17 protein-coding genes and 1 pseudogene are annotated in these 16,384 nt (G+C 66.5%); 8 read left to right on the forward strand and 10 right to left on the reverse strand.

Features of this window, described 5'->3' with window-relative positions; all coding sequences use genetic code 11:
• Positions 1–212 precede the first annotated feature (212 nt).
• From QM682_RS05415 to QM682_RS05445, 7 genes are read left to right on the forward strand one after another with little or no spacing between them, the layout of a single operon-like run.
• The gene (locus QM682_RS05415; RefSeq protein ID WP_415127873.1) at positions 213–1,763 is read left to right on the forward strand and encodes an ABC transporter substrate-binding protein; all 1,551 of its coding nucleotides are present in this window, start codon (positions 213–215) and stop codon (positions 1,761–1,763) included.
• A 10-nt stretch (positions 1,764–1,773) separates the two neighbouring features.
• A complete protein-coding gene (locus QM682_RS05420) occupies positions 1,774–2,787 on the forward strand; it encodes an ABC transporter permease (RefSeq protein WP_415127875.1) in 1,014 nt (337 codons plus the stop codon).
• Positions 2,784–3,620, forward strand: a complete 837-nt coding sequence (locus QM682_RS05425; RefSeq protein WP_415127877.1) for an ABC transporter permease — start codon at positions 2,784–2,786, stop codon at positions 3,618–3,620. The genes QM682_RS05420 and QM682_RS05425 overlap by 4 nt, the downstream gene beginning before the upstream one ends.
• Positions 3,621–3,625: 5 nt before the next feature.
• On the forward strand, positions 3,626–5,470 hold the full coding sequence (locus tag QM682_RS05430; protein ID WP_415127879.1) for an ABC transporter ATP-binding protein: 1,845 nt from the start codon (positions 3,626–3,628) through the stop codon (positions 5,468–5,470).
• A gap of 24 nt (positions 5,471–5,494) precedes the next feature.
• Positions 5,495–6,697 carry an acyl-CoA dehydrogenase family protein gene (locus QM682_RS05435; RefSeq protein ID WP_415127881.1) on the forward strand — a complete coding sequence of 401 codons (1,203 nt, stop codon included), beginning with the start codon at positions 5,495–5,497 and terminating at the stop codon, positions 6,695–6,697.
• Complete coding sequence (locus tag QM682_RS05440; RefSeq protein ID WP_415127883.1) at positions 6,694–8,403, forward strand: hypothetical protein; 1,710 nt, start codon at positions 6,694–6,696, stop codon at positions 8,401–8,403. The genes QM682_RS05435 and QM682_RS05440 overlap by 4 nt, the downstream gene beginning before the upstream one ends.
• A 1-nt stretch (position 8,404) precedes the next feature.
• Positions 8,405–8,917: a flavin reductase family protein gene (locus QM682_RS05445; RefSeq protein WP_415127885.1), complete on the forward strand. Its 513-nt coding sequence runs from the start codon at positions 8,405–8,407 to the stop codon at positions 8,915–8,917.
• A gap of 253 nt (positions 8,918–9,170) precedes the next feature.
• On the opposite strand, the gene QM682_RS05450 is transcribed toward QM682_RS05445, so the two are convergent.
• Positions 9,171–9,761 carry a TetR/AcrR family transcriptional regulator gene (locus QM682_RS05450; RefSeq protein WP_415127887.1) on the reverse strand — a complete coding sequence of 197 codons (591 nt, stop codon included), beginning with the start codon at positions 9,759–9,761 and terminating at the stop codon, positions 9,171–9,173.
• 102 nt (positions 9,762–9,863) lie between these two features.
• On the opposite strand from QM682_RS05450, the pseudogene QM682_RS05455 reads away from it, so the two are divergent.
• Positions 9,864–10,868 (forward strand): annotated as a pseudogene (locus QM682_RS05455) (NADP-dependent oxidoreductase).
• A 360-nt stretch (positions 10,869–11,228) separates the two neighbouring features.
• Here the strand turns inward: QM682_RS05455 and QM682_RS05460 are convergent.
• Genes QM682_RS05460 through flgC form a run of 9 tightly spaced genes read right to left on the reverse strand, consistent with a single transcriptional unit; the run spans position 11,229 to position 16,379 of the window.
• Entirely contained in the window at positions 11,229–12,161 is a 933-nt protein-coding gene (locus tag QM682_RS05460; RefSeq protein ID WP_415127889.1) for a glycosyltransferase, read from the reverse strand.
• A gap of 60 nt (positions 12,162–12,221) precedes the next feature.
• Positions 12,222–12,716 (reverse strand): hypothetical protein, encoded by a 495-nt coding sequence (locus tag QM682_RS05465; protein ID WP_415127891.1) that lies wholly within the window; start codon positions 12,714–12,716, stop codon positions 12,222–12,224.
• A gap of 10 nt (positions 12,717–12,726) precedes the next feature.
• Positions 12,727–13,479: a flagellar basal body L-ring protein FlgH gene (flgH, locus tag QM682_RS05470; protein ID WP_415127893.1), complete on the reverse strand. Its 753-nt coding sequence runs from the start codon at positions 13,477–13,479 to the stop codon at positions 12,727–12,729.
• A 12-nt stretch (positions 13,480–13,491) separates the two neighbouring features.
• Positions 13,492–13,908 carry a flagellar basal body P-ring formation chaperone FlgA gene (flgA, locus tag QM682_RS05475; protein WP_415127895.1) on the reverse strand — a complete coding sequence of 139 codons (417 nt, stop codon included), beginning with the start codon at positions 13,906–13,908 and terminating at the stop codon, positions 13,492–13,494.
• Positions 13,908–14,693: a flagellar basal-body rod protein FlgG gene (gene flgG, locus QM682_RS05480; RefSeq protein ID WP_415127897.1), complete on the reverse strand. Its 786-nt coding sequence runs from the start codon at positions 14,691–14,693 to the stop codon at positions 13,908–13,910. Before flgG ends, flgA begins: the two co-directional genes overlap by 1 nt.
• A gap of 13 nt (positions 14,694–14,706) precedes the next feature.
• The gene (locus QM682_RS05485) at positions 14,707–15,423 is read right to left on the reverse strand and encodes a flagellar hook-basal body complex protein (RefSeq protein ID WP_415127899.1); all 717 of its coding nucleotides are present in this window, start codon (positions 15,421–15,423) and stop codon (positions 14,707–14,709) included.
• A gap of 3 nt (positions 15,424–15,426) precedes the next feature.
• Positions 15,427–15,693: a flagellar biosynthetic protein FliQ gene (locus QM682_RS05490; protein WP_415127901.1), complete on the reverse strand. Its 267-nt coding sequence runs from the start codon at positions 15,691–15,693 to the stop codon at positions 15,427–15,429.
• A gap of 3 nt (positions 15,694–15,696) precedes the next feature.
• Positions 15,697–15,975, reverse strand: a complete 279-nt coding sequence (fliE, locus tag QM682_RS05495) for a flagellar hook-basal body complex protein FliE (RefSeq protein ID WP_415127903.1) — start codon at positions 15,973–15,975, stop codon at positions 15,697–15,699.
• Positions 15,976–15,986: 11 nt separating this feature from the next.
• Positions 15,987–16,379, reverse strand: coding sequence for a flagellar basal body rod protein FlgC (gene flgC, locus QM682_RS05500; RefSeq protein ID WP_415127905.1), 393 nt, complete (start codon positions 16,377–16,379; stop codon positions 15,987–15,989).
• Positions 16,380–16,384 lie beyond the last annotated feature (5 nt).

Genomic DNA, 16,384 nt, shown 5'->3' on the forward strand with positions numbered 1-16,384 from the left:
GGCCTTGATTTCGTTGACATGTCATCCGCCTGCGGCGAGTCCCGCCGACCTGCCTGAAATCCGCGCATTGAGGGGCCGGGGGAAGTATTGTTAACACTACAAACGTCATAAAGGGAATATCGGTGCAATTATTTCCAAAAGTGTTGACGTTCATTGCCGCAGTGCTACGCTTCTTGAAAGAATCCTCGCATGAACAGGGAACAGGGATCGCCATGGCTGATGGGAAATTTCTTAACTCCGTGGGGCAGCAGCCCGGTCGCCGGGACGTTCTGCGTCTTGGCGTCGCGGGCGCGCTTGGGCTGGGTCTGACGGGGGCGGCGGGCGGGCGCGTCTGGGCGCAGGCGGCGGCGCCCTCGACCGGCGGGCAGTTGATCATCGCGGCCTCGGGCAATAGCGGCGACAGCCTGGACCCGAACTCGCTGACCTATTCCTCGACCCGGATCAACCAGATCTGCGAGACGCTGACCGTGCAATCCACCGATCCGCGCGGCTACGACCATGTCGTGGCCGAAGAGGTGGTGATGGAAAACCCGTCGAAATGGATCATTCGCCTGCGGCAGGGCATCACGTTCCACGATGGCCGGCCGGTCACGGCGGATGACCTGATCTTTACCCTGAACAACGCCATCAAATCGCCCGGCAGCACCAATGCCACGCTGCTGAACGCCGTGGATCCCGCCGGGATCAAGAAACTGGATGACCGCTCGGTGCAGCTTGACCTGAAGCGCCCCGACTCGATGCTGGATCTGGCCTTGTGGCGGCTGTTCATCATCCCGCAGGATTTCAACAAGGAAAATCCGATCGGAACCGGGCCGTTCAAGTTCAAGTCCTTCACGCCCGGCTCGCGCAGCGAATTCGTCCGCAACGAGAATTACTGGAAGGCGGGCCAGCCCTATCTGGACTCGCTGGTCACGCTGTCGATCCAGGATCCTTCGGCCCAGGTCAACGGGCTGCTGGCGGGGCAGGCCGATATCGTCACCCGCCTTGATACGCGGCTGCTGGCGCTGGTCGAGCGGCGGCCGGACTTCCACGTTTCGGAATACACGTCGGGCGCCACGCTTCAGATCAACATGAACACCGCCATCGCGCCCCTCGGCGATCTGCGGGTGCGGCAGGCGCTGAAGATGCTGATGGACCGCGAGGGCATCGTGAAGCAGGCGTTTTCGGGCCACGCGACCGCCGGCAACGACATGTTCGCGCCGCTGGACCCGTATCGCGACAATTCGATCAAGCCGCTGGACCACGATCCCGACAAGGCGCTGGCGATGCTGAAGGAAGCCGATGCCCTGGGCGCTGAATTCATCATCGACACCAATAACGGCTTTCCCAACCAGGTGAACCTTGCCAATGTCATCGGCCAGCAATGGAAGGCGCACGGGCTGAACGTCACCGTCCGCAATCTGGACGAGGCGACCTTCTATGGCCCCGAATACAAGACGCGGCAGCTTTCTTCCAGCTATTGGCCCGGCCACACGATTTCCTCGCTGGTGCTGCTGACGCGCCTGCCGGATTCGCCCTTCAACGCCACCGGCTGGGTCGACGAGGATTTCACCCGCATCTTCGAGGCCGCCCGCGCCGAAGCCTCGCGCGAGAAGCGGCAGGAACTGATGTCCGAATTGCAGCGCATCGAGGTCGAGCGCGGCCCGGTCCTGGTCCCGGTCAACCCCAAGGCCGTCGACGCCTTCTCGCCCCACACCGCCGGCATGACCGAGCAGCCATTCACGCTGCGCCCGGACTATGCCTCGTTGCGGCGCGTCGGCTGAGCGGACGGCGATGCGGGGCGCCCCGACGACCTTGCGCGCGCGGCTTAGCGGCTGGTTGCAGCCGCGAAGCTGGTCCGGCTTCGTGCTGCGCCGCATCGGATATGGCGCGGTCACGGTGCTTGTCATCAGCATCGCCGTCTTTCTGGCGACGCAGATCCTGCCCGGCGACACCGCGCGCGTCATCCTTGGGCAAGAGGCCAGCCCGGAACGTATCGCGGAACTGCGCCAGCAACTGAAGCTGGACCTGCCGGGATGGGAGCGTTACCTGCTGTGGCTGCAAGGCGCGGTGAGGGGCGATTTCGGCACCTCGCTGGTCAATGGCATGCCGGTCTGGGATTTCGTTTCGTACCGCTTCGCCGTGACCGGGGTGCTGGTGCTGATGGCCAGCGTCATCGCCTATCCGATTTCGGTGGTGATTGCGGTTCTGTCGGCGGTGCGCCCCGGATCCATGATGGATCGCGCCGTCGCCAGCCTGACCATCGTTTTCGGCGCGGTGCCGAACGTGGTCACCGGCATGTTGCTGACGCTGATCTTCGCCACCTCGATCTGGGCGATCCTTCCGGCGATCTCGGCCATCTCGCCCGAGCGGCCGCTGTGGCGGCAACTACCGCTGTTCGTCCTGCCCGCCCTGACCCTGGCGCTAAGCGTGGCGCCGGTGGTGATCTACAACACCCGCGCCGCCATGCGCGACGTGATGCAAAGCAGCTATATCACCAGCGCCCGCCTGAACGGCCTGCCCGAGCGGAACGTCATCTTTTCCCAGGCGCTGCCCAACGCCATGCCGACCAGCATCCAGGCCATCGGCGTGGCGCTGGCCGACACGCTTGGCGGCGCCGTCGTGGTCGAGATGCTGTTCGGCCTGCCCGGTGTCGGCAGCGCGCTGAACCAGGCGGTTCGTAACCGCGACATCCAGGTCGTGCAGGCGTTGACGGTCAGCATCGCCGTCGCCGTGGTCTGCGTCTTCATCCTGTCGGACGTGCTGGCCCGGCTGGCGACCCCGAAAGACAGGACCCGCCGCGCATGAGAGCAGCTTTCCTGAGCACACTCGCCTATCTGCCGCTGCGTAGCTGGATCGGCATCGCGCTGGTGGTGCCGGTGCTGCTGATCGGCATCCTTGGTGCCTGGTTCAGCCCCTATGGCCCCATCGACTTCGTGGACATGCCGCTGGCGCCGCCCAGCGATATGACCGCCTTCGGCACCGATTTCGAAGGCCATGACGTTCTGAGCCGTTTTCTGCATGGCGGCTGGCACCTGCTGCTGATCGCGACGCTGGGCTCGCTGGGGGCGGTGCTTCTGGGCAGCATCCTTGGGCTTGCCGGGGGCGTGTTCAGCGGGCGGGGCGTGGACATTCTGTATCGCGTGCTGGACGGGGTGATGATGTTCCCGCCGCTGGTGCTGATCCTGGTCGTCATGACCGGCACCGATGCGGGCGAGGCGGCGGTCCTGTTTGTCTTGTGGCTGGTGCTGGTGCCGCCGGTCGCGCGCATCATCCGGGTGGCGGCGGTCTCGGTCTCGCTGTCGGATTACTTTCAGGCGGCGGTCAGCATCGGCACCAGCCGCTGGCGCCTGCTGGCACAGGAAATCGCGCCGAATGTCGTGCCGCAGATGCTGGCGCTGGTCCCGATCTATTTCACCGCCTCGCTGTCGCTGGCGACCGCCGTTCACTTCCTTGGCTATGGCGTGTCGCCCTTCAACCCCGACTGGGGCGTGATGCTGGCCGAAAACCAGAGCGGGCTGGAACTGCAACCCTGGGGTGTCGTGCTGCCGGTCATGGCGATCGTCGCCGTCTGCGTGGGCGTGAACCTTGTCACCGACGGGCTGACCCGGCGCTATCTGGATCAAAGCGTGCATATGTGATGGAAATGCCGACTGCCCCGCACAGGACCGCAAAAGCCCAGGTGCTGCGTGCCGACCGGCTGACGGTGCGGCTGCGCAACGGGGCGCCCATCGTGGAGGCGGTTTCGCTGTCGCTGTCGGTGGGCGAGATCCTGGGCCTGGTCGGCGAATCCGGTTCAGGCAAATCGACGATGGCGCAGGCTTTGCTGGGCTATGCCCCGCCGGATCTGACACTGGAGGGCGAGGTCGTCGTCGGGGGCCGGAACCTGCTGGACCTGAACGAGGCGCAGCGCCGCCATCTGCGCGGCCGGGTGATTTCCTATGTGCCGCAGGATGCCAGCACCGCGCTGAACCCCGCCCGCCGCGTCGGCCGCACGCTTGAGGAACTGCTGCGCCACCGCCTGACCTCGGCCGGCAAGGCCGAGATCGCCAAGCGTATCTCGACCCTGCTGACGGGCGTGGGACTGCCCACCGATGCCACATTCCTGCGCCGCTTTCCGCACGAGTTGTCGGGCGGCCAGCAGCAGCGGCTGGCCATCGCCTGCGCCTTCAGCGGCGATCCCAGCGTCGTGGTCATGGACGAGCCGACCACCGGGCTGGACGTGATCGTGCAGCGCCGGATGCTGGAACTGATCGTGGCGCTGGCGCGCTCGCAGCGGACGGCGGTGATCTTTGTCAGCCACGACCTGGAGATCGTCGCGGAACTGGCCGATACCGTCTGCGTCATGTATTCGGGCCGGATCATTGAGCAAGGCCCGCTGCGCGATGTCCTGCGCCAGCCCGGCCATCCCTATTCCAAGGGGCTGATGGAAGCCTCGCCCGACATGTCGCGGCCCAGCCGGTTGCAGGGCATCGCCGGCAAGCCGCCGCGCGTGGACGACCGCCCCTCGGGCTGTGCCTATCAGCCGCGCTGCCCGATCCCGGAAAGCGCCTGCACCCGCGAAATGCCGGCTCTGCACGAGGTGGGCGAGGGGCATTTCGCCCGCTGCATCCGCAGCGAGGCGGTCAGGCCGCTGGATCTGGGCGGGCTTGCGGCAGTCCAAAAGCGTGCCGCCGGGACCGGCCCGGTCCTTGAGGCGCGCGGCCTGCGCGTCAGCTATGGCGGAACCGAGGTCGTCCACGGCGTCAGCTTGCAGGTGCGCGTCGGGCAATGCCTGGCGCTGGTCGGGCAATCCGGCAGCGGCAAGTCGTCCTTTGCCAAGGCGGTGATCGGGCTGAACCGCTATGGCGCCGGGCAGGTGCTGCTGGATGGCCGGGAACTGGCGGTGGGCGTGCGCGAGCGTGACGGCGACGCGCATCGCCGCATCCAGTATATCTTCCAAAGCCCTCATGCCTGCCTGAACCCCAAGCGCCGCGCCCATGGCAGCGTGCTGAACGCGCGCCGCACCGTCTTTCCCCGCGAAACCGCCGCCCAGAGCCATGCCAGCGTCGAGCGCGCGCTGAACCGCGTGGGGCTGTCCGAGGCGCTGTGGCACCGCTATCCCGGCCAGCTTAGCGGGGGTGAGCGTCAGCGCGTCGCCATCGCCCGCGCCCTGGTCTGCGAGCCGCAGTTCCTGCTGTGCGACGAGGTGACGGCTTCGCTCGACGTGTCGGTTCAGGCCGGGATCATCGAACTCTTGCGCAGCCTCGTCGATGCGGGGGAGGTCGGCATCCTGATGATCACCCACCAGTTGCCGCTGGTGCGCAGCATCGCCGACGAGGTGGCGGTGATGCTCTATGGCGATCTGGTCGAGCAGCGCCCCTGCGAAGATCTGTTCGAAAACCCGCAATCGGATTACGTCGCCCAGCTTCTGCAAGCCTCGCCGCCCTCGCTGCGCACATATGTCGCGGGCGATGCCGCCCCGCCGGCCCCTATCGCACCCATTCTCTAAGCCATGCAGTCTTCGGAGCAAGTCATGACCCAGATTTCCAACCAAAGCCGTGCCTGGGACTTCATCCCTGTCGCCCAGGCCGTCCGCGCCGAACTGCAAAAGACCTCGGCCCAAGTCGACCGCGCCGGAACCTATCCATTCGAGAACATGAGGATCATCGAGGATGCGGGCCTGTCCACGCTGGGCGTGCCCATCGGGATCAACGACGGCAACGCCTCGCATGACCGGCTGGACGATGTGACGGCGCTGACCCGGATCATCATGGAAATCGCCGCCGGCGAAAGCTCGACCGCGCAGATCTGGCTGGTGACGCGCCAGCACAGCTATGACTACCTGCGTGAGGGCTCGCCCCTTGGCGCCGGGGCGCGCGATACGCTGATCCAGCGCATGAAGTCCGAGCGGGTGCGATTCTGCGATGCCTCGGCCGAACGCTACAAGGTGCGCCACCTGTTCGAACTGCCCTGCCGCAAGGTGGATGGCGGCGTGATCATCAGCGGGACCAAGCATTTCGGCACCGGCATCTCGGGCGCGACCTATGTGCACTCGACTGTCGCGATGCTGGACAGGGACGGCAATCGCCTTGGCGACCACGAGGTGCTGATCGACCTGAAGACCGATGGCATCGAGGTTCATGACGATTGGGACAACATGGGCCAGCGCGCCACATGCAGCCATTCGGTCACCTATCACGATGTCTTCGTGCCGGACGGGTTCCATTGGTCGCCCCAGGGCACCACCGTGCCCTGGGGGGCGCCGGACCGCCAGAACAACCTGGCCGCCATGACCGTCGGCATCGCCGAGGGCGCGCTGGACGCGCTGTGCGACTTCATGCGCAACCGCGCGTCCTATGCCGGCGCGACCGAGGATCCGGTGATCCTTGGCGCGATCGGTCGCTATACCGCCGCCGTCATGGCCGCGAAATCGACGCTGCTGCAATCGGCCCGCATGGCCGAGAAGTTCCTGCGCGGGGAAGGGAGCGTCTCCGGCCCCGAGGCGATGTCGATGGCTGCCGCCGCCAAGCTGATGGCGATCCGCACCGCGACCGAGGTGGGGGGCGAGATGCATGTGCTGTGTGGCGGGCAGTCCAGTTCGAATCACTATCGGCTTGACCGCTTCTGGCGCAATGCCCGCACGCTTAGCGTGCAGGACGTGCTGACCATCCGCGAACGCGATCTGGGCCGCTGGGCGCTGGAAACGCGGGGGCTGACGCTGAGCGCCGCGGAATGAGCGCATCCGGGACGACATCCGACACCGCCCGCATGATCGAGGCTTTGCACCGCAAGGGCGGCCTGTTGCCGCTGGCCGAAACGCTGGCCCGGACCGCCGCGCTGATCCGCGAGGCGGTCGGCGCGATTGCCGTCGATCTGTGGGTCGCGGCCGAAGGCGGGTTGCGCGCGGATGGTCCCTGGGGCCTGCCGGTGGATGCCGAGCCGGTTGCCGGCGCCGATGGCTGGGTCGAGGTGCCGGGGGCGGAATGGTCCCTTGGCGCGGCGCGCGAAAGTGGCGCGCGCGGCCTGATCCCCGCCAGCGGCATCCGCAGCGACGCAGAGGGGGCAACCCGGCATGTCGAGAGCGTCGCCGTGCCGCTGGCCGTCTCTGGCCGCAGCTACGGTTCGCTTGACGTGATCGCCGTCGCGGTCTGCCATCTGTCGGAGGCGGCCGCCGCCGAGACCCTTGGCTCTGCCCCGCTGTGGCAGGCCGCCGCCGGCGTGGTCGCCGTCGCGCTGGGCATCGAGGCGCTGCGCCACGATGCCCGCGCCGCCGCCGACCGGATGCGCGCGCTGCGCGATCAGGAAAACGCCCGCGCCCGCATCGCCTTTGCCCAGCAAAAGCTGCTGGATGCGGCCATCGGCAAATCCTCGTCCCGCGCGGCGCATCTGGCGGGGGTGGTGTCCTCGGCCCTGAACCGCTCTCTGCTGATCGTGGACGGCGAGGGGCATGAGGTGGCTGCGGTCGCCGGGCCCGCCGAAAAGGAGCTGTTGCACGGCGCGGTTTCCGCCGTGCTGGCGGGCGAGGCGACCACGCGCGAGATCACCGGCCGGCTGCTGTCGCGCGACCCGGATACGGCGCGGCTTTCGGGCGCGATCCTCGTCACCCCCGCCGTCAGCGCGCGCGAGGTCGAGGCGATGCGGCTGATCGCCTGCCTGGCCGACCTGATGTCCACCCGGCTGGGGATGCTGAAGCATGATGGGCGCATGGTCGATGTCGTGCGCCCGCTGGCGCTGCTGGGGCTTTGCGCGCGCGATACCAACGAACTGCGCCGCCGAGACCTGGCCGATCTGCTGATGGTCTCGGCCGGGACGCCGCTGCGCGTGGCCTCGATCCGCACCCAGACGCCCGAGGCCGCCTTTCGCTGCGCCACCGCCATCGGGCGCGGCTCCGAGGCGGGGCTGGGGGTCATCGCCGCCGCCGCGTTGAACAACGATGTCGTGGTGCTGTTGCGCGACGATGCAGGGGATCTGGATGCACGGTTCGAAAAGCTGCGTGCGCTGCTGTCCGTGCAGGTCTCGGTCGGCGTCAGCCTGGCGCTGAACGGCATCGACCGGATCGCCGAGGGTTACAGGCAGTCGCAAGGCGCCATCGGGCGGGCCGGCAAGGGCGCGGTTTCCTGTCATGGCGATACGCCGCGACTGGCACGGGTTCTGTCCGATCTGGCCGCCGGGCAGGGCGAAAGCAGCCTGCGCCAGGTGCTCGGCCCGGTCCTGGACCTTGAGCGCGCCGAGCGGGCCGAGATCCTTGCCGCCCTGCGCGGCTTCATCGAGCATGACGGCGATCTGGCCGCCCTGGCATCGGCGCATGATCAAGGCCGCGAGACGCTGGCGGGGGTGCTGGCGCGGGCATCGGCGCTGACGCGCCTGAACCTCGCGGCCTATCAGGATGTCGCGATCCTTGCCGCCCTTCTGGAGTTCCTCGGTTCGCGGGAAGGGGCCTGAGATGGATCGCGTCGAGCCCGTTTCCATCGTCAGCGCCGAGGACCTGCGGCAGGCCATGTCGCGGCTGCCGACCGGCGTTGTCGTCGCCAGCAGCTTCGACGACGACGGGCCGGTGGGGATGACGATCAATTCGTTCACCTCGGTCTGCTTCGTGCCGCCGCGCGTGCTGATCTGCCTGAACCGCAACAGCCGGGGCTATGCGGCCATCGAGAAATCGGGGGTCTATGCGATCAATATCCTGGGCGGCTCGCAAGAGGATATCGCCATTCGCTTCGCCACGCCCGGCCTGGACCAGGCAACGCGCTTTCGCGGCATCGGCTTGCAGACCGGCATCACCGGCAGCCCGCTGATCGAGGGCGCCTCGGCCTGGCTGGATTGTTGCGTGACCGACATTTATCAGGCGGGAACGCATGGGGTCTTCTTCGCGGATGTCCTGGGCGCGAACCATGACACCTGGGACGAGATGCCGCTGGTCTATTATCGGCGCGGAATGCAGCCGCTGGATATGGGTTGAAGCGCCGGGAGCGGCTGGCGTCATTGGCCAGGTCGACCCGCCCCTTCCGCGCGGTCCCTTGTGCCGAGTTCATGCCGATCAGGCCGCTTCTCGGTGTCCGATTGTTCGTGCCCGGCCGATGCGGATCGGCAAGCCCAAGGCCGGGGATTGGCGAGGATCGGGCGCGCCCCGTTCGTCCTGGTTCCCGCAGGGCTTCGAGGCGGCGGCGCGTCGGGAAATCGGAAAGCGGCGGGGCCTTGGCGTGCCGTAGCCGCTAGCCGTTTCCCCCGGCACCGCATCTTGAATCGTCGGCAGGACGATGGTTCGCCAGGATCGCGCCGGCAATCACATGGAAAAGACGATCGGCGCGGGGCGCGTGCGACGGCTGCTCGCGCAGCCAGGCAAGCGCCGCGATCAGATCGAACAGCTCTGCCCCGTCAAGATCGCTTCGCGCATTTCCCTTGGCCTGGGCGCGGGCAAGCAGGGCCGCACCCGCCGCGCGCAACGAGACGCAGGAAGCGTGCAGCGCGGAGCTTTCATCCTCGATGGCATGCATCATCGGCGCGATGACTCCGCGGTGCTCGTGCGTGAACGCGATGGTTTCGTGCAACCACGACAGCAGGGCGTCGTCCGGAGCATCAGACGTTTCCAGCCCCCTGGCCCTTGCCGCCAGCGCATCGAAGCTTGAGCGCAGCAAGGCTTCAAGCAGGGCTTCGCGCGTCGGGAAACGTCGGTAAAGCGTGCCCAGGCCGACGCCGGCCCGTCGCGCGACATCGCGCAAGGATGCATCAGCACCTTGTTCGGCGAAGATGTCACGGGCGACCGCGAGTATCTGGTCGTAGTTCTTTTTCGCGTCGGCGCGCATGAGGCTCCTTGATAAACGGAACATGGCTCCGTATATTCGGAGCACTGTTCCGTTCACGATAGCTCATTTCTGCAAAAGGACAAGGCCATGCCAGCCAGGACGATGAAGGCGGTGCGACAACATGCGTTCGGCGGTCCCGATCTGTTGCGCTATGAAGATGCGCCAATACCCGAACTGAAGCCGGGGGAAGTGCTTGTGCGGGTTTACGCGGCAGGCATCAATCCCCCCGATTGGTATCTGCGCGACGGATACAGGATGCTGCCGCCGGAGTGGCGGCCGCAGGTGTCCTTTCCCTTGATCCTGGGGACGGATATTTCGGGTGCCGTCGCTGCGGTGGCCGATGATGTCAAGGGCTTCTCGGTCGGGGATGAGGTGTATTCGATGGTCCGGTTTCCGGGCGGCATGGCCGGCGGCGGCAGGGCCTATGCCGAATATGTCGGCGTGCCGGCGCTGGAGGTCGCGCTCAAGCCGGCGGGCATCGACCATGCGCATGCCGCGGCCGCACCGATGTCCCTGCTCACCGCATGGCAGTTTCTGGTGGAACTGGGACATGACGAACTGAATCCGCTCCAGCCCGATCAGCATGAGCCGGTGCCGCTTGAAGGCAGAACCGTGCTCGTCAACGGTGCCGCCGGTGGCGTTGGGCATTTCGTGGTGCAGCTCGCCAAATGGAAGGGCGCGCGCGTGATTGCCGTGGCCTCTGGCAGGCATGAGGCGCTTTTGCGTGATCTTGGCGCGGACGAATTCATCGACTACACCCGGACGCAGGCCGACGCCGTCGTTCGCAATGTCGATCTTGTCGTGGATGCCGTTGGGGGGCCGAGATCGGGGCGTTTCCTGCGCACGCTCAGGCGCGGTGGGGCCCTGTTCCCGATCTTTCCGCTGGGTTTCTCGGCTGCCGAGGAGGCCGAGAGGTTGGGCGTCACCGTCTCGGCAACCTAGGTGCGCTCGAATGGCGCACAGCTTGCGGAACTCGCGCGCTTGCTGGATGCCGGCACGATTCGCGCGGTGATCGACAGTTCCTATCCGTTGGCTGATGCGGCCAAAGCGCACGAGCGCGCGGCGCGGGGGCACATCCAGGGCAAGATCGTGCTCACCGTGCGGTAAGAAGGGACGGCCATGATGGCCAGGCTCAGACAGGCGATTGATGACCTGCTCCATTCGAGGCCGACGGTCCAAGAAGCCCTTGGCCGGCGCTTCAGTTCCGGTTTTCGTCAACGCATAAACGGCGGTTGGATCGACCGCTCCACCTTCCTCGCGGGCATCGTGCAGTTCAGGCAGGGCATTTTCCGGGCTGCAACTAGGGTTTCAGGACGGTGCTCGCTGTGCGGGGCGCCATGTCGTTGATCTGCCCAAGTGCAGAGAGGATCTGCGAAGCCCGTCGGGGAATGGGCCACGCTTGCGACGGCCATGCCCGAGCTTGCTTTTTCCGCCGACGCCCGCCTTTGGATCAGCGGGCCGCGCAGGTCATCGTCCGCGCAATCGCCCAGCCAGGGCCGCCAGGTAAAGCGCCAGGCTGGCGGGTCTGGTCTGGCGATAAAGGCCCATGCGCAGCATGCGGGAAAAGGCCAGCGGTCCGGGCGCTTGCATCACCTCGCGGAAATGCCTCAGAATCTGACGGTTGGGCAGGCTCAGGAGGGGCGCCGCCGCTTCCAGAGCAGCCTGGTTCGCCGCCAGCCACCCCGCGAATGTGCCGTCGAACAACATCGAGGCGCGGGCGGCCCGCGCGCTCGTCGTGTCGTTTCGGCCCATCACATTGCCGGGATGCTGGCGATAAAGCAGCACTTGCGCGGCGTCGCGGTGGATCCGGGCATCCGCGCCGGCCATGATCTGATAGACCCACCAATCATGCGAGACGATCCCGGCGGCTTCGGCGGCGGGCGAGGCGGCTTGCAGAAGCGCCAGGCCCAGTGCGTTCACCAGCGTGGTGTTTCCGGGCAGGCAGGCTTGGACAAGCGCATTGCGGAAACCGAAGGGGCCGGGGAAATGCGGTGCTGGACCGAGAGGGTGCATGTCCTGATCGCAGATCGTTGTGCGGGCGGCATAGACCGCCGGGCCGGCCTGTCCCGAAAGCCAGGCGCGCGCGCGGGCCAGCTTCTCGGGGTGCCAGATATCGTCCTGATCGCAGAAGGCGATCCAGTCGCCGGTTTCGGCCTGACGGATCAGGCTCAGAAAATTTGCCGTCGCCCCTTGTCCTGGCCCGTCGATGACGCTTAGACGCCCCGCAAGGCGTCCGCGGGCATAGCCGTCCAGGATCGCGCGCGTCTCGTCGTGGGAGCCGTCATCCGAGACAAGAAGCCTCCAGTTGCGATCCGTCTGGGCCAGCAGACTGTCGATCTGCGCCGCCAGATAGGTCGCCCCGTCATAGGTCGCCATCAGGATGGTGATCTGCTGGGGCACTTGCGGATCCTTTGCCGTTTCGCGCCCCGGCCTATACCTGGGCGGCGCCGGATTCCAGTTCTACTGGTCCTGCCGGGCAATATCCTCGATCAGCACGCGTGAGATCCTGGCGTCCCCAGCCCTTTTCGCGGCTGTCAGAAGCGATGCGCGAAGCCGGCTCAGGCTGGGTTCCGAGGTGAAATTTCCGTCGAACCCGCCCGTGTTGGCCTCGATCAGCAGCGCGTTCAGCAGGGCGTCGCGCAGCACGGCCTCTTTCGCCTCGATATCGGCGGTCAGGTCCGAGGGGATCGCAAGCGACAGGGTCAGCACCATCACCCCCAGCGTGGCGCCATTGCGCAGGATGGGGACGAAGAACTGGTTCGGAAAGCGGAAAGAGGCGGCGCTGCTTTCGTCGGTGGCGTCATGGCCGGTCTCGGCGCCATGCGCGGCATCGGCGGGGGCGCCCTCGGCATGGGGGATGGGCTCGGCGGCCTCGCCCGGTTTCAGCATGTCGCCGCCGACCGCGCCGCCGATGAAGGCAAGAACCGGCAGAAGCAGAAGCAGGATCTTTTTCATTCCAAGAACCTCAATAGGGCAGGATGATATCGGCGACCTGCTGACCATAGCGCGGCTGTTGCACATCGCTGATCTGGCCGCGCCCGCCGTAAGAGATGCGCGCCCCGGCGATGCGGTCATAGGCGATCTCGTTGCGGCGCCCGATATCCTGCGGGCGCACGAAGCCGCTGACGGTCAGGACACGGACCTCGTAATTCACCCGCACCTCTTGCGAGCCCTCGATGCGCAGGACGCCGTTCGGCAGCCGCTCGGTCACGGTCGCGGCGACGCGAAGCGTGATCTTGTCCTTGCGGGTGATGTTGCCGCTGCCCTTGAAGGTCGAGGACCCCTTGGCTTCGGCCAACTCGTCCATGCTGGCGCCCTCGGGCAGCATATCGTCGATGCGCTGGGGAATGCCCGCCATCGAGGGGATGCCGACCTTGTCCGATGCGCTGCGGCTACGGCCGGAACTGTTCTGGATCGAGGCCTGGTCGTTGATCTCGATCACCACGGTCAGGATGTCGCCACGATTCGATGCCCGCCGGTCCGAGACCAGAGAATTATGCGAGGTGGTCCAAAGCGAGGCCGAACTGTCGGGCCGCGCGGGCAGGCTATCCATGCCGTCATCGGGCGCTGCCAGGGCCTGAAACTCGCGGCCCGCATCGACCTGGGTCATCTCGGGCACCCGGCCCACGTTCGAGACGCGGCCGCAGGCCGACAGCCCGGCCGTCAGCGCCATCGCGGCAAGGGTCAGGCGGGACAGGAAAAGCGCATTCTGACGCATGAAAAAATTCCCTCAGTTCTGGCCGATGACGACAGTGCCATCGGCGGCGACCCGGCCCGAGACCGTGACGCGCGAATTGTTGTTCATGATGCGGATGACCTGGCCCACGGCGCCGGGACCCAGGGCGCGGCCCTCGGCCTCGATGCGCAGGGAGGCGCGGTCATAGACCAGCGTGACCAGTTGGTTGCGCTCGATCAGGATGGGGGCGGAAAGCTGCGCCGGCGTGATCGGGCGCCCTTTCGAGACCATAGCCTGCAATTGCTGCCCGACGACCTGATCGGGCCGCGAGAAGGGGCCGTCCACCGCGGTTGCGACCATGACATCGCTTGCGGCCAGCACCATGCCGGGGCGCAGCGTCCTGGCCGCGATCACCGCGTCGGCCATGGCGGGCAGCGGCAGCAACAGGGCGAAAGCCAGGATCCGCAGCATCAGCGCACCTGCACCGTGGCGCCCAGCATCTGGTCGACCGCCGTGATCACCTTGGAGTTCAGTTCGTAGCCGCGTTGCGCCTTGATCAGTTCGGTAATCTCGCGCACGGGATCGACGGCGCTTTCCTCAAGATAGCCCGCGCGCAAGGTGCCCAGCCCGTCTTGCCCCGGCGCCGAGACCTGGGCCGCGCCCGAGGCCGTGGTCTCAAGAAACAGGTTCGAGCCGATGGCTTCGAGCCCCTTGGGGTTGATGAAATTCGCCAGCGTGATCTGGCCCAGGTTCTCGGGGTCCACCTGGTCGTCGAAATAGGCCATCACCTCGCCGCTGGGCGAGATCGAGATGCTTTTCGCTTCTTGCGGGATGGTGATGTCGGGCACGACCGGATAGCCTTCGGAGGTGACGATCTGCCCCTCGGCCGAGCGTTTCAGGCTGCCGTCGCGGGTATAGCCCGAGATACCCGAGGGCATCGTCACCTCAAGATAGCCGCTACCCTCGATCGCCACGTCCAGATCGCTGCCGGTCTGCATCGAAGAGCCTTGGGCCAGCATCACCGCGACCGAGGCCGGGCGCACGCCCAGGCCAAGCTGCACCCCCGCCGGCACCATAGCGCCGGTGGTGGCGGTCAGGGTGCCGGGCCGCGTCGCCTGCTGGTATTGCAGGTCGGCGAATTCGGCGCGGCGGGGGTTGTAGCCGGTCGTCGACATGTTGGCGAGGTTGTTCGAGATGACCTCGACGCGCATCTGCTGGGCGCTCATGCCGCTGGCGGCGATTTGCAGGGCCTTCATCTTGCGGTTCCTTTCATCGCGTGAGCGAGGTGATGGCCTGGCGGATCCGTTGATCCTCGCGGTCCAGGAAGGACTGGCCAAGCTCGTAAGATCGCTGGACCTCGATCATGCGGGCGATCTCGGTCACGGGGTTGACGTTCGAATCCTCGATAAAGCCCTGGCGGACCTTGGCATCGTCCAAAGGCTCGGGCGCGTCGCCGGCGTCGAAAAGCGTGCCCGCGACATGGCGCAGGTCCGCCGGGTCGGGATTGGCAAAGACCCCCACCCGGCCCAGGGGCAGCCCATCGGCCGACACCGTGCCATCGGCCCCGATCCCCACGCCGCGCGTGCCGGGCGGGATCACGATCGGGGCCTGACCGTCGTCCAGAAGCAGGTAGCCGTCCGGGTTGACCAACTCGCCTTCCGCATTGGGCTGGAAAGCGCCGGCACGGGTCAGGCGGTTGCCCAGGGGCGTCTGGACCATGAAAAAGCCCTCGCCGTCGATGGCCAGGTCGTAGGTGCCGTTGGTCAGCGTCATCGCGCCCTGCCCAAGATCGACCATCCGGCCCCGGACATTCGCCATGGCCAGCGTTTCGCCGTTGAAGTCCAGCGGCACCATGTATTCGGAAAACAGCACCCCCTCGCGCCGAAAGCCGGTGGTGCTGGCGTTGGCCATGTTGTTGGCGATGGCGCGCATCTCGCGCATCAGGCCGGACTGGCGGGTCAGCGAGGCATAGATCGCGTTATCCATGGCCTAGCTCGCCGCGATCATGGGCAGAAGCTGGTCCAGGAAGAAGCTGACCAGGGTTGCTGTCATGAAGCTCATGCTGACCCAGAACACGACCAGCATCAGGCCGATCTTGGGCACGAAGGTCAGCGTCATTTCCTGCACCGAGGTCAGTGCCTGGAAAAGCCCGATCGCCACGCCCACCACCAGCGCCACGGCCAGCATCGGCGCCGACATGCGCACGGCGATCCAGAGCGCCTGGCGGGTGATGTCGAAGATCGCGTTCTCGTCCATGGTTCAGACCGGCATCCGCAGGATTTCCTGATATGCCTCGACCACCTTGTCGCGAATGGCCACGGCGGTTTCCAGGGCGACTTCGGCCTGGGCGATGCTTTGGACAAGCTGATGCGTGTCCGAGCTGCCCGTCATCGCGCCGGTGGCGGAAATATCCACCTGCTCCATGATTTTGGCGAAATCGGCGGCGGCGTTGGTGACACCCTGGGGCAAGCCCTCGGCGGGGGCGATGGCGGGGCGGGCGCGGTCATAGGCGCTGGCGGCTAGTGTCGATGCGATCATGGCGCTTCCTTTCAGCGGCGGATCAGATCCAGCAGTGCGCTGCTCATCTGGCGGGATTGTTCGAAGACGCGAAGATTGGCCTCGTAGCTGCGGGCGGCCTCACGCGAATCGGCGATCTCGACCACCAGGTCCACGTTCGAGCCGTGGTAATAGCCGCTCTCGTCGGCCATCGGATTCGCGGGGTCGTAGATTTCGGGCAGGTCGCGTGGATCAAGCCGGGTCGGGCTGGTCTGCACGGCCCCGGTGGCGCGGCCGAAATCCGCCTCGGGCTCGAACGAGACCAGCTTGCGGCGATAGCCGGGCGTATCCACATTGGCGATATTCTCGGACACATGGCGCAGGCGCACGGCCTGGGCGCGCATCCCGGAGGCGGCAAGTTCGATGGCGGAAAGCGGCTGGGTCATGGCGG

It is taken from the genome of Paracoccus sp. (in: a-proteobacteria) (genome assembly GCF_047605025.1).
Lineage (GTDB): Bacteria > Pseudomonadota > Alphaproteobacteria > Rhodobacterales > Rhodobacteraceae > Paracoccus.

Coding starts and splice junctions, on each gene's coding strand:
- flgG (WP_415127897.1), bottom strand. CDS start 14,693: ATGAAGGCCCTGCAAATCGCCGCCAGCGGCATGAGCGCCCAGCAGATG.
- QM682_RS05415 (WP_415127873.1), top strand. CDS start 213: ATGGCTGATGGGAAATTTCTTAACTCCGTGGGGCAGCAGCCCGGTCGC.
- flgC (WP_415127905.1), bottom strand. CDS start 16,379: ATGACCCAGCCGCTTTCCGCCATCGAACTTGCCGCCTCCGGGATGCGC.
- QM682_RS05465 (WP_415127891.1), bottom strand. CDS start 12,716: ATGAAAAAGATCCTGCTTCTGCTTCTGCCGGTTCTTGCCTTCATCGGC.
- flgH (WP_415127893.1), bottom strand. CDS start 13,479: ATGCGTCAGAATGCGCTTTTCCTGTCCCGCCTGACCCTTGCCGCGATG.
- QM682_RS05430 (WP_415127879.1), top strand. CDS start 3,626: ATGCCGACTGCCCCGCACAGGACCGCAAAAGCCCAGGTGCTGCGTGCC.
- QM682_RS05440 (WP_415127883.1), top strand. CDS start 6,694: ATGAGCGCATCCGGGACGACATCCGACACCGCCCGCATGATCGAGGCT.
- flgA (WP_415127895.1), bottom strand. CDS start 13,908: ATGCTGCGGATCCTGGCTTTCGCCCTGTTGCTGCCGCTGCCCGCCATG.
- QM682_RS05485 (WP_415127899.1), bottom strand. CDS start 15,423: ATGGATAACGCGATCTATGCCTCGCTGACCCGCCAGTCCGGCCTGATG.
- QM682_RS05450 (WP_415127887.1), bottom strand. CDS start 9,761: ATGCGCGCCGACGCGAAAAAGAACTACGACCAGATACTCGCGGTCGCC.
- QM682_RS05445 (WP_415127885.1), top strand. CDS start 8,405: ATGGATCGCGTCGAGCCCGTTTCCATCGTCAGCGCCGAGGACCTGCGG.
- fliE (WP_415127903.1), bottom strand. CDS start 15,975: ATGATCGCATCGACACTAGCCGCCAGCGCCTATGACCGCGCCCGCCCC.
- QM682_RS05425 (WP_415127877.1), top strand. CDS start 2,784: ATGAGAGCAGCTTTCCTGAGCACACTCGCCTATCTGCCGCTGCGTAGC.
- QM682_RS05490 (WP_415127901.1), bottom strand. CDS start 15,693: ATGGACGAGAACGCGATCTTCGACATCACCCGCCAGGCGCTCTGGATC.
- QM682_RS05435 (WP_415127881.1), top strand. CDS start 5,495: ATGACCCAGATTTCCAACCAAAGCCGTGCCTGGGACTTCATCCCTGTC.
- QM682_RS05420 (WP_415127875.1), top strand. CDS start 1,774: ATGCGGGGCGCCCCGACGACCTTGCGCGCGCGGCTTAGCGGCTGGTTG.